The 24,070-nt window shown below is 69.1% G+C and carries 24 protein-coding genes; 18 read left to right on the top strand and 6 right to left on the bottom strand.

The genetic code is table 11. From position 1 onward, the window contains the following. Positions 1-36: 36 nt before the first annotated feature. The gene (locus ABI214_RS02190; RefSeq protein ID WP_348605703.1) at positions 37-1,056 is read right to left on the bottom strand and encodes a MerR family transcriptional regulator; all 1,020 of its coding nucleotides are present in this window, start codon (positions 1,054-1,056) and stop codon (positions 37-39) included. A gap of 15 nt (positions 1,057-1,071) precedes the next feature. Beyond that, positions 1,072-1,728, bottom strand: coding sequence for a HEAT repeat domain-containing protein (locus tag ABI214_RS02185; RefSeq protein ID WP_348605701.1), 657 nt, complete (start codon positions 1,726-1,728; stop codon positions 1,072-1,074). A gap of 139 nt (positions 1,729-1,867) precedes the next feature. Here ABI214_RS02185 and ABI214_RS02180 point away from each other — a divergent pair, with 139 nt between their 5' ends. The 5 genes from ABI214_RS02180 to prcA all read left to right on the top strand — a co-directional run bounded on the left by ABI214_RS02180 (position 1,868) and on the right by prcA (position 5,792). Next, on the top strand, positions 1,868-2,245 hold the full coding sequence (locus ABI214_RS02180; protein WP_348605699.1) for a nitroreductase family deazaflavin-dependent oxidoreductase: 378 nt from the start codon (positions 1,868-1,870) through the stop codon (positions 2,243-2,245). Positions 2,246-2,300: 55 nt separating this feature from the next. Continuing rightward, the gene (gene dop, locus ABI214_RS02175) at positions 2,301-3,800 is read left to right on the top strand and encodes a depupylase/deamidase Dop (protein WP_348605697.1); all 1,500 of its coding nucleotides are present in this window, start codon (positions 2,301-2,303) and stop codon (positions 3,798-3,800) included. A gap of 125 nt (positions 3,801-3,925) precedes the next feature. Next, positions 3,926-4,120, top strand: coding sequence for a ubiquitin-like protein Pup (locus ABI214_RS02170; RefSeq protein WP_005513229.1), 195 nt, complete (start codon positions 3,926-3,928; stop codon positions 4,118-4,120). Positions 4,121-4,161: 41 nt separating this feature from the next. Further along, positions 4,162-4,998: a proteasome subunit beta gene (prcB, locus tag ABI214_RS02165; protein WP_408586806.1), complete on the top strand. Its 837-nt coding sequence runs from the start codon at positions 4,162-4,164 to the stop codon at positions 4,996-4,998. Continuing rightward, positions 4,995-5,792, top strand: a complete 798-nt coding sequence (gene prcA / locus ABI214_RS02160; protein WP_348605693.1) for a proteasome subunit alpha — start codon at positions 4,995-4,997, stop codon at positions 5,790-5,792. Before prcB ends, prcA begins: the two co-directional genes overlap by 4 nt. Here prcA and ABI214_RS02155 read toward each other — a convergent pair. Beyond that, positions 5,789-7,225, bottom strand: coding sequence for a bifunctional phosphatase PAP2/diacylglycerol kinase family protein (locus ABI214_RS02155; RefSeq protein WP_348611146.1), 1,437 nt, complete (start codon positions 7,223-7,225; stop codon positions 5,789-5,791). The two genes, prcA and ABI214_RS02155, sit on opposite strands and share 4 nt — an antisense overlap. Positions 7,226-7,342: 117 nt before the next feature. On the opposite strand from ABI214_RS02155, the gene pafA reads away from it, so the two are divergent. The 7 genes from pafA to ABI214_RS02120 all read left to right on the top strand — a co-directional run bounded on the left by pafA (position 7,343) and on the right by ABI214_RS02120 (position 16,041). After that, positions 7,343-8,701: a Pup--protein ligase gene (pafA, locus tag ABI214_RS02150; protein ID WP_206612394.1), complete on the top strand. Its 1,359-nt coding sequence runs from the start codon at positions 7,343-7,345 to the stop codon at positions 8,699-8,701. An 80-nt stretch (positions 8,702-8,781) separates the two neighbouring features. Continuing rightward, the gene (locus ABI214_RS02145; RefSeq protein ID WP_348605690.1) at positions 8,782-9,798 is read left to right on the top strand and encodes a helix-turn-helix transcriptional regulator; all 1,017 of its coding nucleotides are present in this window, start codon (positions 8,782-8,784) and stop codon (positions 9,796-9,798) included. Further along, positions 9,795-10,772, top strand: coding sequence for a helix-turn-helix transcriptional regulator (locus tag ABI214_RS02140; RefSeq protein WP_348605688.1), 978 nt, complete (start codon positions 9,795-9,797; stop codon positions 10,770-10,772). The genes ABI214_RS02145 and ABI214_RS02140 overlap by 4 nt, the downstream gene beginning before the upstream one ends. Before the next feature lie 240 nt (positions 10,773-11,012). Next, positions 11,013-11,285, top strand: coding sequence for a Sec-independent protein translocase subunit TatA (gene tatA / locus ABI214_RS02135; protein ID WP_348605686.1), 273 nt, complete (start codon positions 11,013-11,015; stop codon positions 11,283-11,285). Between the two features lie 70 nt (positions 11,286-11,355). Next, the gene (gene tatC / locus ABI214_RS02130) at positions 11,356-12,324 is read left to right on the top strand and encodes a twin-arginine translocase subunit TatC (protein WP_348605684.1); all 969 of its coding nucleotides are present in this window, start codon (positions 11,356-11,358) and stop codon (positions 12,322-12,324) included. Further along, positions 12,321-15,011, top strand: coding sequence for a DEAD/DEAH box helicase (locus ABI214_RS02125; RefSeq protein WP_348605681.1), 2,691 nt, complete (start codon positions 12,321-12,323; stop codon positions 15,009-15,011). The genes tatC and ABI214_RS02125 overlap by 4 nt, the downstream gene beginning before the upstream one ends. A gap of 145 nt (positions 15,012-15,156) precedes the next feature. Next, positions 15,157-16,041 (top strand): DUF4333 domain-containing protein, encoded by an 885-nt coding sequence (locus ABI214_RS02120; protein WP_348605680.1) that lies wholly within the window; start codon positions 15,157-15,159, stop codon positions 16,039-16,041. A gap of 16 nt (positions 16,042-16,057) precedes the next feature. On the opposite strand, the gene ABI214_RS02115 is transcribed toward ABI214_RS02120, so the two are convergent. Further along, on the bottom strand, positions 16,058-17,002 hold the full coding sequence (locus ABI214_RS02115; RefSeq protein ID WP_348605678.1) for a 5'-3' exonuclease: 945 nt from the start codon (positions 17,000-17,002) through the stop codon (positions 16,058-16,060). Positions 17,003-17,038: 36 nt separating this feature from the next. Between ABI214_RS02115 and ABI214_RS02110 the strand changes: the two genes are divergently transcribed. After that, positions 17,039-18,193 carry a M24 family metallopeptidase gene (locus ABI214_RS02110; protein WP_348605676.1) on the top strand — a complete coding sequence of 385 codons (1,155 nt, stop codon included), beginning with the start codon at positions 17,039-17,041 and terminating at the stop codon, positions 18,191-18,193. Between the two features lie 16 nt (positions 18,194-18,209). On the opposite strand, the gene ABI214_RS02105 is transcribed toward ABI214_RS02110, so the two are convergent. Next, positions 18,210-18,701 (bottom strand): hypothetical protein, encoded by a 492-nt coding sequence (locus tag ABI214_RS02105; protein ID WP_348605674.1) that lies wholly within the window; start codon positions 18,699-18,701, stop codon positions 18,210-18,212. Positions 18,702-18,807: 106 nt separating this feature from the next. Further along, on the bottom strand, positions 18,808-19,221 hold the full coding sequence (locus ABI214_RS02100; protein ID WP_348605672.1) for a TIGR03618 family F420-dependent PPOX class oxidoreductase: 414 nt from the start codon (positions 19,219-19,221) through the stop codon (positions 18,808-18,810). A gap of 44 nt (positions 19,222-19,265) precedes the next feature. On the opposite strand from ABI214_RS02100, the gene ABI214_RS02095 reads away from it, so the two are divergent. Genes ABI214_RS02095 through ABI214_RS02075 form a run of 5 tightly spaced genes read left to right on the top strand, consistent with a single transcriptional unit; the run spans position 19,266 to position 23,836 of the window. Next, positions 19,266-20,021: an SDR family NAD(P)-dependent oxidoreductase gene (locus ABI214_RS02095; RefSeq protein ID WP_348605670.1), complete on the top strand. Its 756-nt coding sequence runs from the start codon at positions 19,266-19,268 to the stop codon at positions 20,019-20,021. Positions 20,022-20,029: 8 nt separating this feature from the next. Further along, a complete protein-coding gene (cbiE, locus tag ABI214_RS02090) occupies positions 20,030-21,262 on the top strand; it encodes a precorrin-6y C5,15-methyltransferase (decarboxylating) subunit CbiE (RefSeq protein ID WP_348605668.1) in 1,233 nt (410 codons plus the stop codon). Continuing rightward, the gene (gene cobM / locus ABI214_RS02085; RefSeq protein ID WP_348605666.1) at positions 21,259-22,008 is read left to right on the top strand and encodes a precorrin-4 C(11)-methyltransferase; all 750 of its coding nucleotides are present in this window, start codon (positions 21,259-21,261) and stop codon (positions 22,006-22,008) included. Before cbiE ends, cobM begins: the two co-directional genes overlap by 4 nt. An 8-nt stretch (positions 22,009-22,016) precedes the next feature. Next, complete coding sequence (locus ABI214_RS02080; RefSeq protein WP_348611142.1) at positions 22,017-22,784, top strand: cobalt-precorrin-6A reductase; 768 nt, start codon at positions 22,017-22,019, stop codon at positions 22,782-22,784. Next, a complete protein-coding gene (locus ABI214_RS02075) occupies positions 22,781-23,836 on the top strand; it encodes an SMI1/KNR4 family protein (RefSeq protein ID WP_348605664.1) in 1,056 nt (351 codons plus the stop codon). Before ABI214_RS02080 ends, ABI214_RS02075 begins: the two co-directional genes overlap by 4 nt. Positions 23,837-24,070: the final 234 nt, after the last annotated feature.

Here is a 24,070-nt window from a genome sequence, read left to right as displayed (position 1 = left end):
GACCACGGCGACGTACCTCGACGTGGTCGGTGATCGCTACCGTCGGTGCTGTCTCGGTCCGCGGTCCTGATTGTCGATGATCGCTGCCGCAGTCGCCGCGATGGTGCGGTCACCGTCGCGGGCCAGTCCTGCGAGGGCCCTGCGCGCCGCCGGGCCGGGAATCTCCGCGAGCGCCTGCGTGATCCGCAACCGTGTGGGCGCGTCGTCCGTGTTGTCGAGCTGACCCTGCAAGACCGCGACGACGTCGTCGGCCGAGGCGGCGGTCGCCGTCAAGAGCCCCAGCACCTCCGCAGCCTCGACATCGCGCCGCCCCTCGATGACCATGTCGAGGAGGACGGGCATCGCGTCGACGCCTCCGCGAGAGCCGAGAGCGAGGGCCGCACGTCCGCGGACCGTCGTGTCCGGATCATCGAGAGAGCGCCTCAGAAGTTCCGTGGCCTCCGCGGTGTGCACGGCCGCTATCGCGGCAGTGGCGCGCCGTCGGACGTCGACCGCCTCGGAGTCGAGACCGACGGCCAGATCGGTGAGACCCCGACCGCCGGCTCTCGCCAGCGACCAGTGCAGCGCTCCGGCCACGTTGAGGTCGTCCTCCGACAACGCTGCCTCGGCCAGCGCTTCGACGGGCATCGACCCACTCCCGTCCTGGGACAGGATCGCCTGTTGACGGCGTGCCGCGGACTCCGATTCGAGCGCGCGCAACAGCGTCACGATGCGTAGGACCTCCTCCCACTCCGGCGGGGCCGCGGCGTCGACGTGTCGGAGCTTTCCGAGCAGTTCCTCCTCGGCGGCGATCCGCTCACGCGTGTGCCGGATGAGTTCTCCCACCAGATCCGCCGGCGCGAAGTCGGGTTCGTCGAGCGCCCGCTTCGCGTCGTTCAACGAGAGCCCCAGGGTCCTGAGGCTCTCGACGTGGAAGAGCCGTCTGATGTCGTCGGCGGAGTACTCGCGGTAGCCACCCGAGGTGCGGCCGGTGGGTTGCACCAGCCCCAGCGAGTCGTAGTGGCGCAGCATCCGCGTGCTGACCCCCGAACGCCGCGAGACCTCGCCGATCAACATCTCATCTCCTCACTTCTACGTGTCCGGACCGGTGACCGCGACGCGCTTCGCCATCTCGAGCGAGAGGGTGAATCCGCTGTCGGGGTCGCGGCACAGCCGCTCGGTGGCCTCCGCGTGCGCGCGAACGTGCGGATCGGAACTCGCCGCGGCGGCGTCCAGCACCGCGAATGCGGCGTCCCCGAGCCCGACGAACGCACGACCCAGGCTGAGCTGCAGGTCCCGGTCGCCCCGGCCCAGCTCGGATGCGAGGGAGGCCGCCAGCCCGCCCTCGCCGCCGGGTGGCACCAGTGCCACGGCGGCCCGCCAGGCGCTGCGCGCGACGTCGTCGTGCGCGTCGTGCAGCAGCGTCGACACCGCGGGCCAGGCACGGCGGTCACCGATCTTGGACAGAGTGTGCAGCGCCTGGCTACGGGCCTGCGCGGGGTTCGACCCGAGTTCGCGGATCAGCCGCGGCACCGTGATCTCGGCTGGCAAGCGGCACAACGCCCAGGTGAGCATGTCCCGGACGAAGAAGTCCGGTTCGACGGCACACCGAGCGACGAGAGCCTCCGCGAGACCGGGATCGGGGTGCGTGCCGACCGAGAGTGCGGCGCGCAGCCGACGCGACTGGTCGGTCGCGGCCAGAGCGTCGACGAGATGGGCATTCGGCCCACCGTGGTTGGTTGTGTTCACGGACAACCACCTCCTTCGTCGACCATTCGAATCGTTGTCACTGTGTCAGGGTCAAGCCTCGGTGTCAGGCGTCGTGCGTTGTGACCCGGTGGCGCGGCGGGTAGGCGATACGCTGAAACGAACGAGAGGTGGTGGCATCGTGCCCCTTCCACGTTCACTCGCCCGGGCCAACCGCGCGGGACTCAATCGTGCGGTCGTCCGCATCGCCGGGCATCTGCCCGGGTTCGCGGTGGTGGATCACCGCGGTCGACGATCAGGACGCCGCTACCGCACCCCGGTCAACGCGTTTCGGATCGGAAACGGCTACCGCTTCGCGATGACGTACGGCACCGACAGCGACTGGGTGCGTAACGTTCTCGCGGCGGGGGAATGCGATGTCGAGGTGCGCGGCCACGTCGTGCATCTCGTCGAACCGCGTCTCGAGGTCGACCGTGCGGCGCGCTGGGCGCCGGCCCCTGTGGCTCTCGTGCTGCGGCAGCTCGGCGCCGACTCGTACCTCCAGTGCCGCGCCACCTGACGTCGCGCGACGCGGTCTCGGGGTGCGCGTGACCGGAACGATCTAGGCTCGTGCCATGCAGCGGATCATCGGCATCGAGGTCGAGTACGGCATCTCGTCGCCCAACGAGCCTTCGGCGAACCCGATTCTGACCTCGACACAGGCAGTGCTCGCGTACGCGGCGGCCGCCGGTGTGCCCCGGGCCCGGCGGACACGGTGGGACTACGAGGTGGAGTCGCCGCTGCGCGACGCGCGCGGATTCGACCTGGGCCGACTGGGCGGGCCTGCGCCGGTGATCGACGCCGACGAGGTCGGCGCCGCCAACATGATCCTCACCAACGGGGCCCGGCTGTACGTCGACCACGCACACCCGGAGTACTCGGCGCCCGAGGTGACCGATCCGCTCGACGCGGTGATCTGGGACAAGGCCGGCGAACGTGTCATGGAGGCCGCGGCCCGGCACGCGTCCAGCGTCCCCGGTGCCCCCCGCCTGCAGTTGTACAAGAACAACGTCGACGGCAAGGGCGCCTCGTACGGCACGCACGAGAACTACCTCATGTCCCGCGAGACGCCGTTCTCGGCGGTAATCACGGGGCTGTCGCCGTTCTTCGCGTCCCGGCAGGTCATCTGCGGGTCGGGTCGGGTCGGCATCGGGCAGTCCGGCGACGAAGCCGGTTTCCAGCTCTCCCAGCGCGCCGACTACATCGAGGTCGAGGTCGGCCTGGAGACGACCCTCAAGCGAGGGATCATCAACACCCGCGACGAGCCGCACGCGGACGCGGACAAGTACCGCCGACTGCACGTCATCATCGGCGACGCGAATCTGGCCGAGATGTCGACGTATCTGAAGGTGGGCACCACCGCGCTGGTGCTCGATCTCATCGAGGCCGGTGTCGATCTGACCGACCTGCAGCTCGCCCGCCCGGTCACCGCCGTGCACCACATCAGCCACGATCCGACGCTGCGGGCGACGGTGGCGCTGGCCGACGGCCGCGAACTGACCGGGCTCGCGCTGCAGCGGATCTACCTGGACCGAGTGGCCAAGTTCGTCGATCGCGAGGGCAACGACGATCCGCGGGTCGCGGACATCATCGACAAGTGGGCGATGGTGCTCGATCTGCTCGAGCGCGACCCGATGGAGTGCGCTCACCTGCTCGACTGGCCCGCGAAACTGCGTCTGCTCGAAGGCTTCCGGAACCGCGAGGGATTGTCGTGGTCAGCGCCGCGACTGCACATGATCGATCTGCAGTACTCCGACGTGCGGCTCGAGAAGGGCCTCTACAACCGCCTCGTGGCGCGCGGATCGATGAAACGACTGGTCGACGAGCAGCAGGTTCTCGACGCGGTGCACAACCCGCCGACCGACACCCGCGCCTTCTTCCGCGGTGAGTGCCTGCGCCGGTTCGGCGCGGACATCGCGGCCGCGAGCTGGGACTCGGTGATCTTCGATCTGGGTGGTGAATCGCTCGTGCGAATCCCGACCCTCGAGCCTCTGCGCGGTAGCCGCGCCCATGTCGGCAAGCTTCTGGACTCCGTGGATACGGCCGCTGAGCTGGTGGATCAGCTTACGAACTGATCACACCGGCGAGTCGCGTCCCGTGCTTGCAGCCCGATGGGCACCGTCGATCGGTAGGGTTAGGGTCCGAGCAGGACTCGTCGGACGTGCGTCGACGAGTCCCGGTGAGAAGGAGGTCGGTGGCCATGGCCCAGGAGCAGACCAAGCGCGCCGGTGGTGGCGACGACGACGATGCCCCGATCGGTGAGGGAGCGGCCGGGCAGGAACGTCGCGAGAAGTTGGCGGAAGACACCGACGATCTTCTCGACGAGATCGACGACGTGCTCGAGGAGAACGCCGAAGACTTCGTTCGTGCCTACGTTCAGAAGGGCGGGCAGTGAGGTCGGATCGTGCAGGGGTGCCGTCGGTTGACGGCGTCGGCATGAACACAGGGTTCACCTACGGGTCGAACATCTCGTCGTTCTCCGAGCACCTGCGCATCCATGCACCGGAACTGTTGCCCGGGAATCGAATCGACATGAGCCGCGCCGGCTCCGACGGTGGCACGGCGGACATCGCGCCGCACGGCACCACGATCGTCGCGCTCACCTTCGCCGGTGGCGTCGTGATCGCGGGTGACCGTCGCGCCACGATGGGGAACCTGATCGCCAGCCGCGACGTCGAGAAGGTGTTCGTCACGGACGACTACTCGGCAGCCGGCATCGCCGGCACCGCCGGTGTGGCAATCGAACTGGTGCGTCTGTTCGCGGTCGAACTCGAGCATTACGAGAAGATCGAGGGCGTCCAGTTGACGTTCGACGGCAAGGCCAACCGGCTGTCGTCGATGGTGCGGGGCAATCTCGGTGCCGCGATGCAGGGCTTGGCGGTCGTGCCGCTCCTGGTCGGCTTCGATCTCGATGCGGCCGATCCGGTGAAAGCCGGACGAATCGTCTCGTACGACGTCGTGGGCGGTCGGTACGAGGAGCGCGCCGGGTACCACGCCGTCGGATCCGGGTCGCTGTTCGCGAAGGCGTCGCTCAAGAAGCTGTACCGGGAAGGCGGCGACGAGGATTCGGCGCTGCGGATGGCGATCGAGGCACTGTACGACGCCGCCGACGACGACTCCGCGACCGGTGGACCGGACATGGTCCGCTCGATCTACCCGACCGCGGTGACGGTCTCCTCCGCCGGCGCGGCGTACGTGCCGACGGAACGCACGGCCGAACTGGCCGCCGCCGTCGTGGCCGGCCGTACCGAGGAAGGACGCACCCCGCGATGACGCTGCCGTACTACGCCTCCGCCGAGCAGATCATGCGCGATCGCTCGGAGCTGGCGCGCAAGGGAATCGCGCGCGGGCGCAGCGTCATCGTGCTCACCTTCGCCGACGGTGTGCTGTTCGTCGCGGAGAATCCGTCGACCGCGCTCCACAAGGTGAGCGAACTGTACGACCGACTCGGTTTCGCCGCGGTCGGCAAGTACAACGAGTTCGAGAACCTGCGCCGGGCCGGGATCGTCCACGCCGACATGCGTGGGTATTCGTACGACCGGCGGGACGTGACCGGACGCTCGTTGGCGAACGGCTACGCGCAGACTCTGGGCACGATCTTCACCGAACAGCCCAAGCCGTACGAGGTGGAGATCTGCGTCGCCGAGGTCGGTCCGCACGGGGCGGGTCCGCAGGCGCAGCTGTACCGGATCACCTACGACGGGTCGATCGTCGACGAGCAGCAGTTCGTCGTCATGGGCGGTACCACCGAGCCGATCGTGACGGCACTGCGCGAGTCCTACCGGGCCGGGATGGAACTCGCCGAGGCGGTCTCGGTCGCGGTGAAGGCCCTGCAGAACGGGACGTCGGGCGGCAACGGGGACGCCGAGCGGCGCACGCTCGGGGTGTCGGGGCTCGAGGTCGCGGTGCTCGACCAGTCCCGGCCCCGACGGGCGTTCCGCCGCATCACCGGTGCCGCGCTCGAAGCGATGCTGCCGGTGTCGGCGCCGCCGGCACCCGAGAGCGACCAGGGCAAGACCGGCGAGGAGCCGAGCGGCGAGGCCGACGAGGCCGGAAGCTCCGACTAGCCGGGCCGGTCGGCCGGGAGCCTGCGGTACAGGGTCACGCTCCGGGGCTCGCTGCGGAACTCGAACCTGCGGCCGTCGGCGACCACCTCGCCGTCGGTCGCCAACGCGACGGCCTCCCCGTCGACCTCCACGGTCAGCGACGCCGTGGCGCGCTGCACGTAGGTCGCCGACGACCCGAGCGTCCCGGTGAGCGCCGCGGCCACGAGTCGAGTGCGGGAGAACCGTCGGTCGGCGCGGATGTACCGCACATCGAGCGTGCCGCGGTGAATCTCCGGTCGGGACATCGGCACCTGGTCGGCGGGGGAGTACCGGCCGTTCCCCACGAACGCCATCCAGATCGAGTGCCGTGTTCCGTCGATAAGGACGTTCATCGGTCGGGTTCGGGCGAGGACCCGGGTCATGGCCAGCGCCGCGGCCGGCCATTTGCCGAGCCGGGGCTGCCAGCGTTCGCGCAGTCGCACCGACTCCGGGTAACCACCGAGGCTGGCGGTGTTGACGAACGTCGTTGCCGGCCCGCCGTCCACCTCCACCTGCCCCAGATCGACCAGTTCGGCGCTGCCCGTTGCGATCGCCTCGGCGGTGGACGCGATGTCGCCGACGCCGGCGTCACGGGCGAAGTGGTTGAGCGTCCCGCCCGGAAAGACCGCGAGCGGCAGGTCGTGCCGGACGGCGGCCGCCGCGACGGTGACAACGGTTCCGTCACCGCCACACACCCCGACGGCCTCGGGTGACCGTTCCGTGATCACCTCGTCGAGTTGGGTGTCGAAATCGCGGTCGGGGTCGAACTCCACGACCTCGGCCTTCGGCAGGGCCTCCTCGACTTCGGACCGGATGCCGTCGTCGTCGTTACCGGATCCCGGATTGACGAACACGATCATGCCGTCGCCCTCGGAAAGCGCTCGCGTGCGCCGGTCGGGGCCGAGTGTCGCGGGTTCCTCGTCGCGCACCGGCCACCACCGTCGGGTGGCGAGCGCGACAGCGCTGCCGACGCCCATACCCACCGCGATGTCGGACGGCCAGTGCACGCCGGTGTGTACGCGCGAGTAGGCGACCGCGGCCGCCAGCGGGGCCAGCGCCGCCCCCACAGCGGGGAATTCGAGTGCCACACCGGTTGCAAACGCGGCCGCGGAGGCCGAATGCCCGGACGGGAACGACGACGATGCGGGCGCGGGGAGTCCGCGTCTGATCGTGAACTCCGGCGTGCCCGCGGGCGGGCGGCGACGCGGCAACAGCGGCTTGAGGACCGCGTTGGTGAGTGCGCTCGCGCCGGCCACCGAGAGGATCCCCCGAACCGCCGCCCGACGGGCCCGGCCCCCGGCGAGTCCGAGACCCGCCGCGATGCCCAGCCACAGGACGCTGTGGCTCGCGGAGGTGCTCAGGGCACGCAGTCCACCGTCGAGTCGGGACGGTGGCAGGTCGGTGCTGAGACGCATGAGAACGCGGTCGGTACGTTCCGGGAAATATCTCACTTCGGCCACGTTCCCACCCTATGGCGGCGCGACTGATCCTGAACGGCAAGGCAATCGCGTTCGGCGCTGTAGTGTCGAAGTGTGCAGCGACGAATCATGGGAATTGAGACCGAGTTCGGTGTCACCTGCACCTTTCACGGTCATCGACGGCTGAGTCCGGACGAGGTTGCCCGTTACCTCTTCCGGCGGGTGGTCTCGTGGGGCCGCAGTTCCAACGTGTTCCTCCGCAACGGTGCGCGCCTGTACCTCGACGTCGGATCGCATCCGGAGTATGCGACCGCCGAGTGCGACAGCCTCCTGCAGCTCGTCAATCACGATCGCGCGGGCGAGCGTGTGCTCGAGGAGCTTCTGGTCGATGCCGAGCAGCGGCTCGCCGAGGAGGGCATCGGCGGCGACATCTATCTGTTCAAGAACAACACCGATTCGGCCGGCAATTCGTACGGCTGCCACGAGAACTTTCTCGTCGTGCGGGCAGGGGAGTTCTCCCGGATCTCGGACGTGCTGCTGCCCTTCCTGGTGACGCGGCAGTTGATCTGCGGCGCCGGCAAGATCTTGCAGACGCCCAAGGCCGCAACCTTCTGCCTGTCGCAGCGGGCCGAGCACATCTGGGAAGGCGTGTCGTCGGCGACCACGCGGTCGCGTCCGATCATCAACACCCGCGACGAGCCGCATGCCGATGCCGAGAAGTATCGCCGGCTCCACGTGATCGTCGGTGACTCCAACATGTCCGAGACGACCACGATGCTCAAGGTCGGAACGGCCGCGTTGGTGCTCGAGATGATCGAGGCCGGGGTGCCGTTCCGGGACTTCGCGCTCGACAACCCGATCCGCGCCATCCGCGAGGTGAGCCACGATCTCACGGGCCGCCGTCCCGTCCGGCTGGCCGGCGGGCGGCAGGCGAGCGCGCTCGATATCCAGCGCGAGTACTACTCCCGGGCCGTCGACCATCTGCGGACGCGCGAGCGCGATCCGCAGGTCGATCAGGTCGTCGACCTGTGGGGCCGGACACTCGACGCGGTCGAGAACCAGGATTTCGCGAAGGTCGACACCGAGATCGACTGGGTGATCAAGCGCAAGCTGTTCCAGCGCTACCAGGACAAGTACGGGATGGAACTCTCCGATCCCAAGATCGCGCAGCTCGATCTCGCGTACCACGACATCAAGCGTGGCCGCGGTGTCTTCGACCTGTTGCAGCGCAAGGGGCTGGCGAAGCGGGTCACCGAGGACGAGACCATCGAGGCGGCCGTGGAGACGCCCCCGCAGACCACGCGAGCCAAGCTGCGCGGCGACTTCATCGCCGCCGCGCAGGACGCCGGCCGCGATTTCACGGTGGACTGGGTGCACCTCAAGCTGAACGATCAGGCGCAGCGGACCGTGCTGTGCAAGGACCCGTTCCGTTCGGTGGACGAGCGCGTGGAGCGGCTCATCGCGTCCATGTGACCGTATCGGGCGGGTTCCACCGGGCAGTTCGTCCGTTTTGCTACCGCTCGGTCTGGTCCGTTGCCACTAGGCTCGGCGACGTGGCGATATCCAAAGTCGAGCGGTTGATGAACCTTGTCATCTGTCTGCTCTCGACCCGACAGTTCCTCACCGCGGAGAAGATCCGCGAGAGCGTGGCCGGCTACGACGACTCCGCGAGTCACGAAGCGTTCAGCCGAATGTTCGAGCGGGACAAGAACGAGCTGCGAGACCTCGGCATCCCCCTGGAGACCGGACAGGCGAGCCGGTTCTCCGGTGTGGAGGGATACCGGATCAATCGCGACGCCTACGAGTTGCCCGATGTCGACCTGGACGCCGCGGAGGCGGCGGCAGTCGCAGTCGCGGTGCGCCTGTGGGGATCGCCGGAACTGTTGTCGGCGTCCCAGAGCGCGCTGATGAAGCTGCGCGCCGCCGGGGTGCAGGTCGATGGGGAACTCGACGCCGTCCCGGTGCCGGCCATCCCCGCGCGCACCCGCGGATCGGAATCCGCGATGCGGCAGCTGCTCGAGGCGATCGACGCGGGCCGCGTGGTGACGTTCCAGCATCGGGGCGCCCCCACCGAGGCGTTCGTCACCCGGACCGTCGAACCGTGGGGTGTCGTGACGCTGCGTGGACGGTGGTATCTCGTCGGGCACGACGTCGATCGAGACGCGACCCGCACGTTCCGGCTGTCGCGGATCGGTGATCCGGTGCAGGCGATCGGACCCGCCAACGTGGTCCGCAAGCCCGTGGACGTGGATCTGCGGGCCGTCGTCGACGCGGTGACCGGTGCCGGGTCCGTGACGGGCGTCGCGGTGGTGTGGGTGGCCGAGGGGGGCGCGACCGAGCTGCGTCGGCTCGGAACCGTCCGGGGCACGCGCGAACTGGGGTCGCGGCCCGGGGCGGTGCTCGAGATCCCGGTCCGGTCGTGGGACTGGACCGCCCGGCTGATCGCCGGCCACGGCGTCGACGCCCTCGTGCTGGAGCCGGAATCCCTGCGGTCGATGGTCAAGGAGAAGCTGCGTTTCGCTGCCGCCGTGGACGCGGCCGCGACGGAGAGCGTGGAGGCAGAGCGATGAGCGTCCGACTGTCCCGGCTGGCCCGGCTGCTGAACATGGTGCCGTACTTCATGGCGAACCCGGGCATCAGCAAGGAGCAGGCGGCACGAGAGCTGGGTGTCACGGTTCCGAATCTGATGAAGGACCTGGACCAGCTGTGGGTGTGCGGGCTCCCGGGGTACGGCCCGGGCGATCTGATCGATCTGTCCTTCGACGAGGACACCGTGTCGGTGATCTTCTCGGCGGGAATGGACAGGCCCCTGCGTCTGACGTCGACGGAGGCGACGGTGCTCCTGGTGGCGCTGCGCTCGCTGGCCGAAATGCCGGGAATGGTCGATCCGACCGCGGCGCAGGGCGCGATCGCGAAGATCGAATCGGCGGCCGGAACCGCCGCCCGCGCGATGAGCGGCGGCAGGTCGGACGAGGACGGCGCGTCCGCGGCGACACCCGAGAATCCCGTCGCGGCGACCGTCCGGTCTGCACTGCAGCACGATCACGCGCTGCACCTGACGTACTACTCGGCGTCGCGTGACGCCGTCTCCGAGCGCGTGGTCGATCCGATCCGGTCGCTGCTGGTCGACGATCACACCTACCTGCAGGCGTGGTGCCGGCAGGCGGAGGGGGTGCGGCTCTTCCGGTTCGACCGGATCGACGCGGCCGAGGAGCTGAACGAGGTGTCGGCGCCGCCCGCGCAGGCGTTGGGGACCGAGGAGCATCTCGAGTTGTTCAGCGCCGACGCCGGGTTGCCGCTCGCGGACCTGCAGATCTCGGGCTCCCACGGCTGGATTCTCGACAACTATCCGATGGACCTGGTGCGGACGCTGCCGGACGGCTCGATCGAGGTGACGATGCGCTACGGGTCGCTGGAGTGGATGGCCCGTCTCGTACTCGGTTTCGGGTCGGCCGCCCGCGTGCTCGGGCCGGTGGAACTCGTCGACGCGGTTCGCGATCGCGCCCGGGCGGCGCTCGACGCATACGACGCCCTCGGGGCGTGAGATCCGGCACCGTTCGTCGCCGGTCACGTGTGTCCGAATTGCCGTCTCGATCCGGCCGAACGGGCCCCGCGGAGACGGCGAGAAGAGTAATTTCGGATAGCGGTTGCGTGAACCGGATCATCGGTAGGTGCGCAAACCGCTCCGGTTGGTTGTTAAGTCACGGTGAACAGGACGTTTGCACCAAGACCGACGCACTCACGTCCGGTAGCATCGTTGGCGTCTGCAAATTTGGAGGTAGTAATGACCGGAGGCTTCAGCCTGTGGCACTGGGCCATCGTGGCGCTGGTGGTCGTCATCCTGTTCGGTTCCAAGAAGCTGCCGGAAGCGGCTCGTGGCCTCGGCAGGTCCCTGCGGATCTTCAAGAGTGAGGTCAAGGAGATGCAGAACGACGGCAACACGTCCGCGAGCCCTGCGTCCGACCCGGCTCCGTCCGCCCAGCTGCCGTCCGCGCCGCTCGATGCCACGGTCGTGGAGACCCCGCAGCAGCCCCGCACCGAGCCGAAGTCGGCCTAGTTCACGTTTCACGAGCATCCGGGGTGAGTCGATCGCCCCGGATCACTGCTGACCAAGGCTAGGGCCCATAGTGCGAATTCCGTTCGACCCGCGTCGGAGCAGGCGCAGGACAAATCCAGACGGCACGATGTCGCTCGTCGACCATCTCTACGAGCTGCGCACGCGTCTGCTCATCGCCGTCGGCGCGATCGTGGTCACGACGCTGATCGGTTTCGTCTGGTACTCGACGTCGATCTTCGGGATCGAGAGTCTCGGCAATGTCTTGACCGGGCCGTATTGTTCCCTGCCGGCGTCGAGTCGCGCGGACTTCAGCCCAGCCGGTAGTCCCGACGACATGTGTCGACTGCTCGCGACGGGTCCGTTCGAACAGTTCATGCTGCGTCTGAAGGTCGCAATGACCGCCGGCATCGTTCTCGCGTGCCCCGTCTGGCTGTATCAGCTGTGGCGGTTCATCACTCCGGGCCTGTACGCCAAGGAACGCAAGTACGCGGTCAGCTTCGTCGTCGCGGCGTCGGCCCTGTTCGTCACGGGCGCGGTCCTCGCCTACCTCGTCGTGGCACAGGCCCTGCACTTCCTGCTGTCCATCGGCGACAACGTCCAGGTCACCGCGCTCAGCGGTTCGCAGTACTTCGGCTTCGTGATCAACGTTCTGATCATCTTCGGCGTCAGCTTCGAGATTCCGCTGCTGATCGTCGCGCTCAACTTCGTGGGTGTGGTCTCGTACGCGAAGCTCAAGGCGTGGCGTCGTGGCCTGATCTTCTCGCTGTTCGTCTTCGCGGCCGTCGCGACCCCGGGCCAGGACCCGTTCACGATGATCGCCCTGGCGGCCGCGCTCACCGTGCTGCTGGAGCTGTCGATCCAGATCTCCCGCGTGCACGACGGGCGCAAGGCACGGCGTGAGGCCGAGGACCTCGCTGCGCTGTCGGACGAGGAGGCCTCCTCCATCACGGCACCCACGTCGATCGACAACGTGTCGCCGGTGCAGCCGTCCGCGGCACCGAAGGCGACTTCCGCGCAGGACTACTCGGACACGTTGTGAGGTCACGAACTCAACTCGATGCGTTCTCGGAGCAACTGAGCTTTCCGCTCGATCCGTTCCAGATCGAGGCGTGCGCGGCACTCGAGGCCGGTCACGGCGTGCTCGTCTGCGCGCCGACCGGCGCCGGCAAGACCGTCGTCGGTGAGTTCGCCGTGCACCTGGCCCTCGACGCGGGACGCAAGTGCTTCTACACGACGCCGATCAAGGCGCTGAGCAACCAGAAGTTCGCCGAGTTGAGCGAGCGTCACGGCAAGGATGCCGTCGGCCTCCTGACCGGCGACACCAGCATCAACTCCGACGCGCCGATCGTGGTCATGACGACCGAGGTGCTCCGCAACATGATCTACGCGGAGTCACCGACGCTGCGCGGGCTCTCCCACGTCGTGATGGACGAGGTGCACTTCCTCGCCGACCGCTTCCGCGGCGCCGTGTGGGAGGAAGTCATCCTCCACCTGCCGGGCGACGTGCGACTGGTGAGCCTGTCGGCGACCGTCAGCAACGCCGAGGAGTTCGGTGCGTGGATGGAGACGGTGCGCGGCGACACGACGATCGTGGTGGACGAGACCCGCCCGATCCCGCTGTGGCAGCACATCATGGTCGGTCGCCGGCTGTTCGATCTGTTCGACGCCAAGGCGACGCCGACCGGTGGACGCGAGATGGTCGTCGACCCGGATCTCGTGCGCCATGTGAAGCAGCGCCTCGCGCTCGATCGCATGAACTCGTGGGAGCCGCGCGGGCGCGGTCGTTCGAGCGACCACCGTCCGCTGCCGCGGCCGGAGGTGATCGCCCGCCTCGACGAGGAGGGGTTGCTGCCCGCGATCACGTTCATCTTCAGTCGCGCGGGCTGTGAGGCGGCTCTCGCGCAGTGTGTTCGGTCCCGGCTGCGGTTGACGACGCCGGAACAGACCGCGCAGATCCGCGAGATCGTCGACAGGCACACGCGGGACCTGCCGCGTGCGGACCTCGAGGTCCTCGGCTACTGGGGGTGGCGCGAAGCGCTCGAGCGGGGATTCGCAGCGCATCACGCCGGGATGTTGCCGGCGTTCCGGGAGACCGTCGAGGAACTGTTCGTCAACGGCCTCGTCCGGGCCGTGTTCGCGACCGAGACCCTGGCGCTGGGCATCAACATGCCCGCCCGCTCGGTCGTGCTCGAGCGGCTCGTCAAGTACAACGGTGACACCCATGCGGAGCTCACTCCCGGCGAGTACACGCAGCTGACCGGCCGGGCCGGCCGTCGCGGCATCGACGTCGAGGGGCACGCGGTCGTGCTGTGGCAGCCGGGCGTCGAGCCGACCGACGTCGCGGGACTCGCGTCCACGCGCACGTTCCCGCTGCGCAGCTCGTTCCGGCCCGGATACAACATGTCGATCAACCTCATCGACCGAATGGGGTCGGCGGAGTCGCGGGCGCTGCTCGAGCGCTCCTTCGCGCAGTTCCAGGCGGATCGGTCGGTCGTCGGGCTCACGCGAGGGATCGAACGCAACGAGGCGGCCCTCGCGGAACTGCGGGACCGTCTGGGCGGCGTCGACGGCGAGTACTTCGAGTACGTGCACATCCGGGAACGGCTGCGCAGCCGGGAGCGCCAGCTCGAGCGGCAGAAGCGGACCGACCGGCGAGGTGCGGCGGTGGAGTCCCTGAACTCGCTGCGCCGTGGCGACGTCATCGCTATCCCGGTGGGGAAGCGGTCGGGTCTCGCGGTGGTGCTGGAGACCGACCTGGATCGCGGAGATCCGCGGCCGCTGGTGCTCACGGAGGAGAAATGGGCGGGCCGGGTCAGCGCCGCGGACTTCCCGGTGCCCGCACGGTCGCTGGGACGCATGCGGCTGCCCCGGCACGTCGATCACCGTACGGCGCGGGTGCGGCGGGACCTGGCGTCGGCTCTGCGCAGTACCGGCATCACCCCGCCGCGGAGGCTCAAGCGCGACAAGGGCGGTCGGGAGGACCCCGAGGTTGTCGAGCTCCGCAAGGCGTTGCGCGCGCACCCGTGCCATTCGCAGCCGGACCGTGAGCAGCTGAGCCGCATCGGCGAGCGATACAACAGGCTCGCTCGGGAGACGGAATCCATGCGGCAGAAGGTGGCTGCCACCACCAACTCGCTGGCGCGGACGTTCGACCGGATCGTCGCGCTGCTCACCGAGCGCGGGTTCATCGCCACCGGCGAGAACCCGAAGGCCACCGAGGATGGTCAGCGACTCGGCCGGATCTACTGCGAGAGCGACCTTCTCGTCGCGGAGTGCCTGCGTCGTGGGGTGTGGAGCGGTCTGTCGCCGGCGGAACTCGCGGCCGTCGTCTCGTCGGTCGTGTACGAATCGCGGCAGGACGCCGACGCTCCCGACCGGGGCCCGACGGTGCCGATCCGCCGAGCACTCGCGGACACGGCCCGGGTGTGGGGCGAGTTGCGGTCCGACGAGATCCGCCACAAGCTGCCGCTCACTCGCGAGCCGGATCCGGGCTTCGTGACCGCGGTGTACCAGTGGGCCAGTGAGGAATCGCTGGTGGATGCGCTGCTCGCGGCGGGTTCCGGCGGCAAGGAACTGTCGGCCGGCGACTTCGTGCGGTGGTGCCGCCAGGTGATCGATCTGCTGGACCAGGTGCATTCGACGTCGTCGGATCCGAGTGTCGCGAAGGCTGCCGCCCGGGCGGTCGGGGCGATCCGACGCGGCGTGGTCGCGGTAGCTGCGACCTGACGGTCGTCCCGACCGTCGGGTACCGACGAGGGCGGGCGAATGCGTAATGTGGCGGTGATATCTGACAAGGGAGGGGACTGGTCGTGGGCCTGACAGACGGCTTGGCGGGCGGGACCAGAGCGCACCAGTCGAGGAGGCAGTGTTCATGAACGCTCCGCAGGGACCCAACGACGCCAACCAGGCGTGGGCTCCGTCGCCGGAACAGTCCGACAATCCGGCTGCGCCGGCAGCACAGCCGGAAACGCAGGCGATGCCGACGGTGCCGACCGCACAGGCGGCACCGGAATCGCACGACCCGAATCCGTACGGGGCCAACCCGTACGCGAACGCCGGGTACCCGGCGCCGGAGCAGGGGCAGATGCCCGGCCAGTACAACCAGTACGGCCAGCCGTACCCCGGTGCGCCGGCAGCGCCCCAGTCCGCGCCCGCCGCGCAGTGGGGTGGTGCGGCGCAACAGTGGGGACAGCAGGCGCCGGGCCAGCAGGCCCAGCCCGCTCAGCAGGCGTGGAACGCCCAGCCCGCCGGTGCGCCGCAGCCGGGTTCGGCGCCGCAGTGGGGTGCACCCGCCCCGGGACAGCCGCAGTGGGGGGGAACGCCCCAGGGCGGATACCCCCAGGCCGGTGGGTATCCGCAGCAGGGGTACCCCACCCAGCAGTACGGTGCCCCGCAGCAGAACCAGTGGGGTGCACCCGTGCCCCCCGCGTCGGCGCCGTCCGCTGACAACAAGAAGGTCCTGATGTGGGTGGGGATCCTCGTCGCCGCTGTCGTGGTCGTCGGCGGAATCCTGTTCGCGGTGGGATCGTTCGGCAGCAAGACGCTCGACCAGGGTGCCGCGCAGAAGGGCGTCGAGCAGATCGTCACCGAGTCGTACGGTGCTCGCGCGGTCACCGGCGTCAGCTGCCCGTCCGGGCAGAAGGTCGAGAAGGGCGCGTCGTTCGAGTGCTCGCTGACCGTCGACGGCACCCCCAAGAAGGTGACCGTGACGTTCACCGACGACGAGGGCACCTACGAGGTCAGCCGCCCGAACTAGGCTGTCGCCGAGGCGTTCACGGGCGTTCGGTTGCCATCGCGGCCAGCAGGCGGGCAACCGAACGCTCGACACCGAGGTTCGCCGCGATGCCGGCGAGTCGCTCGGGGTCGGCCGGGGCGGTGGGCAGGGTATCGGCGCGGGACAGTTGCACCTTCGAGTCGGTCACGACCCGCACGACAGGCAGGGCCGCGTCGATGTAGTCGTCGGCCGCGGCGAGTTTCGCCCGGACCCCCTTCGCGACATCGCTGGCCGGGTCGAGCGCCGCGGCGCGCAGCCCCTCGAGCGAGCCGTGTCGCAGCAGCAGCGTCGACGCGGTCTTCTCGCCGACGCCCTTGACGCCGGGTAGGCCGTCGGACGAATCACCGCGCAGCAGAGCGAGCTCGGCGTACGCCTCGCCCGCGCGATCCGCGGGGACACCGTATTTCTCGGCGACCTCGGCGGGGCCGAACAACTCGGCCTTGGCCAGGCCCCGACCCACGTACAGCACGCGCACCGGAACGGGCTTGTCGGTCACGACCTGCAGCAGGTCGCGGTCGCCGCTGACCACCACGACCGGGTCCGTCTTCTCCTGTGCGGCAAGTGTTCCGAGCACGTCGTCGGCCTCGAATCCCTCGGCGCCTGCGGTCGCGATGCCGGCCGCTGCGAGGACGTCCATGATCATGTCGACCTGCGGCGTGAGGGTGTCGGGCACCTCCTCGGCCGATCCGTCGGACTCCTCGGCCACCCGGTGGGCCTTGTACGAGGGCACGGCGTCCACCCGGAACTGGGGGCGCCAGTCCAGGTCGAGGCACACCGCGAGCCGCGACGGCTGGGTGCGGGTGATCAGCGCGGCCACCATGTCGGTGAACCCGCGCACCGCGTTGACCGGGCGCCCGTCGGGCGCGGTCATCGACTCGGGGAGCGCATAGAACGCCCGGAACCACAGACTCGCACCGTCCAACAGCAGCAAAGGCCCACTCATGCGCACCATCCTGCCAAACGGCACTAGCCTGGATCCATGAGTTCCCACAGCGCCGGTTCCTCCGGCCCAGAAGCATCTCGGTTCCCGACGGCGGTGTACGCCGACCGACTGGCCAGAGCCGCGCAGTTCGCGGAGCGTGCTGGGCTCGACGGCCTGCTCATCACGCCGGGACCTGATCTGCGCTACCTGATCGGGTCGCGTGCCGACTCGTTCGAGCGGTTGACCTGCCTGGTCGTGCCGTCCGACGGGAATGCGCCGTCGGTCGTGCTGCCGCGGCTCGAGCTTGCGTCGCTGGGGGATTCGGCCGTGGCCGACCTGGGGCTGCCGGTGCACGACTGGGTCGACGGCGTCGACCCGTACGAGCTGGTGTCGTCGCTGCTCCCGGAGTCCCCGCGGACTGCGGTCACCGACGCGATGCCGGCGCTGCACCTGGTTCCGCTGGCCCGCCGGTTCGGCACCGTGCCGGTGCTCGCCACCGGTGTGCTGCGAGAACTGCGGATGATCAAGGACGACGCCGAGGTCGACGCCCTGCGCCGCGCGGGTGCCGCGATCGACCGGGTGCACGCCCGGATGGGCGAATGGCTGCGCCCGGGACGCACCGAGGCCGAGGTCGCGGCCGACATCACCGACGCGATCCTGGCGGAGGGCCACTCCGAGGCGGCGTTCGTCATCGTCGGGTCCGGTCCGCACGGCGCCGACCCGCACCACGAGGTCTCCGATCGCGTCATCGAGTCGGGCGACATCGTCGTGATCGACATCGGCGGCCCGGTCGAACCCGGCTACAACTCGGACTCCACCCGCACGTACAGCCTGGGCGAGCCCGATGCGGAGGTCGCGGAGCAGATCGCGGTGCTCGAGGCGGCACAGCGCGCGGCCGTCGAGGCGGTTCGTCCCGGCGTGACCGCGGAATCCGTGGACGCCGCGGCGCGCGACGTCCTCGCCGAGGCAGGGCTGGCAGACGTGTTCGTCCACCGCACCGGGCACGGTATCGGGCTGTCGGTGCACGAGGAGCCGTACATCGTCGCCGGCAACACCGTCGCACTCGAGCCGGGGATGGCGTTCAGCATCGAACCGGGAATCTACTTCCGTGGGCGGTGGGGCGCCCGGATCGAGGACATCGTCGTGGTGACGGCCGACGGGTGCGAGCCGATGAACCTTCGCCCACACGGGCTGACGGTTCTCCCTGCGTGACACGCCCTCCGGTCGGTCAGACGATGAAGTTGCCGAACGTCGGGTTCGTCTGACACAGGGGCAGGCTGCCCAGGTCGATCGTCCCGAACACGGCGGCTCGAATGTTCCCGTGGCCGGTGTACACCGTCGTCGAGTAGTACGGGTAGGCCCCTTCGAGGGGCGCGATGCCCGTCGCCCCCGTGTCGAGGTTGATCCAGGCGACGGTCACCTGCCCGGCAGCGGGGATCGGCGGTGCTGCGGGGAACGTCTCGAATCGGAGCTCACCGGGCCCGATCGGTGGCTTCTGTTCGGGCCCGGACTGTCCGCTGGCCGCGGTCAACGACATCAGGCTGCCCTGGTTGGCGCAACCGATCGTCAAGGCCGGGGGCCCGAACGGGTGCGGTGGCAGTGCATTCGCCGTCGCCGGTGCAGCCAGCGCGGCGACGACGGTCACCGGAACGGCCCATCGCAGGAACCGACGTGGACCGGATCGGTGCGTCGTCGGCAGGTGTGTCTGTCGAGGTGTCATGACCATCCCCACTCGCGTGCGCTGGTGACGTCCTCACACGGTACCGCCGTCGATGACGCCGAATCCACACTCGGTTCGGCCGAATATCGGTGTAAACCAGACGATTTCACCGATCGACGAGAATCGCCGACCCCATGACGCGCTCGACGGCGATCTCGATGACCACACGGGTCGGGTTCTCCCGAGGGGTGCGGTAGCGGGCGGCGTAGCGCTGCTCGGCATCGGTCACCGAGGCCCGATCCGACAGGACGCGGGCGGGACCCTCGAGCGTGATCCAGCGGCCCCCGTCGACCTGGCTCACCGCGCCGTACCCTCCGCGGTCGGCGTTGCGGGCCTTCTGCGACGCGTCGTTCGTGATGACCCGGACGATTCGGCGCTCCGGATCCCACGTGAAGCCCACCGCGACGACGTGCGGGGTGCCGTCCTTGCGCAACGTCGTCAGGGTCGCCAGGTGCCGTTCTGTGAGGAACGAGGTGGCCTCGGCGGTCAGGTGGGAGGCGTCGGACGGGATTCGGGGCATGCCCCGACGGTACTCGAGCGCTCCGAATCCAGGACACTGGAGTCATGAGTGACACGGAGTACGCCCCTGGATCGGTGGTGCTGCTGGGTGGTCGCAGCGAGATCGGCTTGGAGATTGTGCAGCGGTTGGCGCCGGGCCGCGTCGTCGTCCTCGCCGCGCGCCGCCGTGGTGACCTGGAACGGGAGTGCCAGATGGTGCTCGACGCCGATGCGACCGAGGTGCATTGCGTCGAGTTCGATGCCGATCGCGTCGCCGACCATCCGGCGGTGCTGTCGGCGATCGCCGAGCAGCACGGTCCCATCGGGGTTGCCGTGCTGGCGTTCGGTGTCCTGGGTGATCAGGCCCGCGCCGAGCAGGACGCCGGCCACGCGCTCGCGGTGGTCCACACCGACTACGTCGCGCAGGTCAGCGTCCTGACCCACCTCGCAAACCTGATGCGGGCGCACGGGGCCGGGCAGATCGTGGTGTTCTCGTCCATCGCCGGTGTCCGGGTGCGTCGCGCCAACTACGTGTACGGCTCCGCGAAGGCCGGCCTGGACGGCTTCGCGAGCGGCCTTGCAGACGCCCTGCACGGCAGCGGCGTCCGCTTGTTGCTGGTACGCCCGGGATTCGTGATCGGGCGGATGACGGAGGGCATGAAGCCGGCACCGTTCTCCAGCACGCCCCAGCAGGTGGCGGACGCGGTCGCGCACGGGCTGCGGAGCGGGCGGGAACAGGTGGCCGTGCCGGGCGTGCTGCGGCTGGTGTTCATCGCGATGCGGCTGATGCCGCATTTCGTCTGGCGGCGGCTGCCCAGGTGATCGAACGTGTGACCGATGAGATCTTCGTGGTGGGAATCGGCGCCGACGGATGGCTCGGCCTCTCGCCCCGTGCCCAGGCCGCCATCCGGGAGGCCGAGGTGCTGATGGGATCGACGCGCCAACTGTCGCTGGTCCCGGAGTCGCCGGCGCTGCGGGTGCCGTGGCCGTCGCCGATGGTGCCGGCGCTGCCCGGCCTGTTCGACGAGCACCGCGAGCGCCGTGTGTGCGTGCTCGCGAGCGGCGATCCGATGTTCCACGGTGTCGGCGTCACGCTCGGCCGGGTCCTCGGCCCGGAGCGGTTGCGGGTGATCGCGCACCCGTCGTCGGTGTCGCTGGCGTGCGCGCGCCTCGGTTGGGCGCTGCACGAGACGCCGACGGTGAGCCTGGTGGGGCGTCCCGTCGCGACGCTCGCCGCGAGCCTGATCGACGGCCAACGGCTGCTGGTCCTCAGCACCGACGAGCACACCCCGACCGCGGTCGCGGAGTTTCTGCGCGACCGCGGCTTCGGCGACACCGCGATGGCGGTCCTCGAGCAGCTGGGTGGTCCCGAGGAGAACGTCGCCCGGGGCGAGGCCGGGACCTGGGATCGGGCTCCGGGGGATCCGCTCAACGTGATCGCGCTCGAGCTGCGGGCGACGCCGTCGGCCCGGCGGCTCACCCGGACGCCCGGTCTGCCGGACAGTGCGTTCCAGGGGGACGGGCAGATGACCAAGCACGAGGTGCGGGCGTTGACCCTGTCGGCGCTGGCGCCGGCGCCCGGCGAGCTGTTGTGGGATGTCGGAGGTGGTTCCGGCACCATCGGCATCGAGTGGATGCGCACCGATCCGCGTTGCCGCGCGGTCGCGTTCGAGCGGGAGGACCGCCGCGTAGCGCAGATCACCGACAATGCCGCTCGGCTGGGCGTTCCCGCGTTGCGGGTGCTCGGTTCGGCACCCGCCGCGTTCTCCGACGAGGTGTCGCTTCCCGACGCGATCTTCGTCGGCGGCGGTGTCACGCAGGACGGCATGCTCGACGCCTGCTGGGAGCGCCTGCGGACGGGCGGACGGATGGTCGTCAACGCCGTCACCGCGGAATCGGAGGCGCTGGTCCTGCAATGGCATTCGCGGCTCGGCGGCGAGCTGCGCAAGTTCCAGGTCTATCGAGGCGAGCCGCTCGGCGGGTTCACCGCGTGGCGACCGCAGCTGCCGGTCGCCCAATGGTCGGTCGTCAAGCAGCACAGCACCGAAAGGGAATCGCAATGACAGTCCATTTCATCGGCGCCGGGCCCGGTGCCCCGGACCTGATCACGCTGCGGGCCTCGCGCATCATCGCCGAGAGCCCGGTGTGCCTGTACGCGGGCAGCCTCGTGCCAGCCGAACTCCTCACGCTGTGCCCGGACGACGCGGACGTGATCGACACCGCCCGCATGAGCCTCGACGAGATCATCGAGCAGATCATCGCCGCAGACGCGGCCGGGCTCGACGTCGCGCGGCTGCACTCCGGCGATCCGTCGATCTATTCGGCGGTGGCCGAGCAGGTGCGACGGCTCGATGCCGCCGGCGTCGCCTACGACATCGTGCCCGGCGTTCCGGCGTTCACCGCGGCCGCCGCCGCGCTCGGACGTGAGCTGACCGTGCCTGGGGTGTCCCAATCGATCGTGCTGACCCGGGTCTCGACGCTGTCGACGGCGATGCCGCCGGGAGAGGACCTGCGTTCACTCGGGCGCAGCGGCGCCACGATGGTGGTCCATCTCGGCGCGCACCGCATCGAGCAGATCGTCGAGGAACTGTCCGAGAACTACGGGTCCGACTGTCCGGCAGCGGTGGTCGCGTTCGCGAGCCGGCCCGACGAGGTGGTGCTGCGCGGCACCCTCGCGACCCTGGTCGACCAGGTGCACGCCGCCGGAATCACCAAGACCGCGGTGGTTGTCGTCGGTCGTGTCCTCGCGGCCGAGGGATTCCCGGACAGCTACCTGTATTCGGCGACGCGCGCCCGCACGACCCATTGAGCCCCCCGATACGGAGAGTTCTGGTCCTCGGCGGTACCCGCGAGGCGCGGATGCTCGCCGCGCGCCTCGATCCGGATCCGACGGTCGAGGTGATCTCCTCACTGGCCGGCCGAGTGCGTGAGCCGGTGCTCCCCGTCGGGGAGGTCCGGATCGGTGGCTTCGGCGGTGTGAACGGGCTCGCACAGTGGTTGCGGGACAACAGCATCGACGCCGTCGTCGACGTGACCCACCCGTTCGCAGCCCGGATCACGGCGAACGCTGCCGCCGCGACGAGGCAGATGGGCGTTCCGCTGTTGGTCCTGCGACGCGCGGAATGGAGCGCCGGCGCGGGCGATCGCTGGCACGTCGTTCCGGATCTCGGATCGGCCGCAGCTACTGTTTCGCGGCTGGGGGAGAGGGCGTTCCTCACGATCGGCCGGCAGGGCGTCGATGCGTTCGCCGACTGTCCGGGATGGTTCCTGATCCGCGCGATCGACCCGCCCCAGGTGTCGATGCCCCCACGGTCCGAGTTGCTCCTCGCCCGTGGACCGTTCACGGTCGACGACGAGATCGCGCTCATGAGAGACCGCGGGATCGACGTCGTCGTGACGAAGAACAGCGGGGGAGCGCTCACGTCGGCGAAACTCGATGCGGCCCGCGAGCTGGGAATCCCGGTGGTGATGGTTGCTCGGACACCGATCCCGGATGGGGTGGCGTCGATGTCGGACCTCGAAGCTACGGTCCTTTGGGTCTCGCAGATCGAGAAGCGTCGACACCCCGAAAGGACACGCACGTGAGCACGGAGGACATCGATACCGAGGGCGTCGCGCGCACCACTGGTCATTTCGGCGGCGTCGACTTCGAGGGTTTCTGGGACGACGGCGACTACTCGCGGGACAACTACGTCGAGCCTGCACCGAGCGACGAACTTATCGCGTCGATCGAAGCGGAGCTGGGCGGGTACCGGCTGCCCGACTCTTATGTGGAGTTGGCGCGGATGCACAACGGCGGCATGGTCGATCGAGCCTGCTATCCGATGGACGAGCCGACGAGCTGGGCCGAGGGCCATATCCAGATCACCGGGCTGTACGCGCTCGGCCGCACCGCGACCTGGTCGTTGTGCGGCGAGCTCGGATCGACGTTCAAGCGGGAGGAATGGGGGTATCCGGACATCGGTGTCGGTATCGCCGACACCCCCAGCGCGGGGCACGAACAGATCATGCTCGACTACCGCGAGTGCGGCCCGCGCGGGGAGCCGCGCGTCGTGCACGTCGATCAGGAGGACGACTACCGCATCACCCTCGTCGCCAAAGACTTCGCGACCTTCGTCCGGGGCCTGGTGAGCGAGGACGAGTTCGACGACAGCGAGGAGATGCTGCAGGCCGACCTCGAGGTCGTTCGGCAGGGCACCTTCTCTCCGATTCTCCGCCGCGCCTTGGAAGCGGCGAACCTTCCCGACGGCGAAGCGTTGATCCGTGGGCTCGCCGAGCGGATCGTGACGACCAAGGGTTTCTTCGCGCTCCACTCCGACGGGGACTCGTGGCTGATGTACGACGCCATGTTCTGGCTGTATTCCCACCTGGCCACCGCGGCGTCGTTCGAGGACTTCGTGAACCGGGCCGAGGGGCAAACCGACTACGAACGGCCCTGCTACACCCTGATGATCACCACCTCGTTCGTCGCGGACCCGTACGGCTTCTGCACTGGCGGATACGCAGAGGGGTTCCTGCGCGACTGGTGGGACGCGAAGGTGGAGCGCGGGAATCTCGTAGCTGTCGACGGTGGGTTCCGGTTCGACTCGGAGTATGCGACGCAGCTTCTCCGGGTGCTGCGGGCCTTCGCGGGCTGAGGAGATCTACCGCGGCATCAGCGCGCAGACCGGTTTGCTCAGGCGCTCGACCCGGAATGGTCAGACTTGGTAGTCGGGCGAATCGCCCAACCGCAGTGGTTCGTCGGCATATTTACCCAGCCCAGTAACGAGTGTTGAATGCGCAATCTGCGTGAACAGTTCGACCTCATCGGCTCGAACTGGCCGAGTTAGTCATCGTGGAACCCGGCTTGGTCATCCCACGGGGATTTTGGA

This window comes from Prescottella soli (assembly GCF_040024445.1).
GTDB classification, from domain to species: domain Bacteria; phylum Actinomycetota; class Actinomycetes; order Mycobacteriales; family Mycobacteriaceae; genus Prescottella; species Prescottella soli.
Note: the sequence above shows the minus strand (reverse complement) of the source record. Positions and strands in the feature narration are given on the sequence as shown.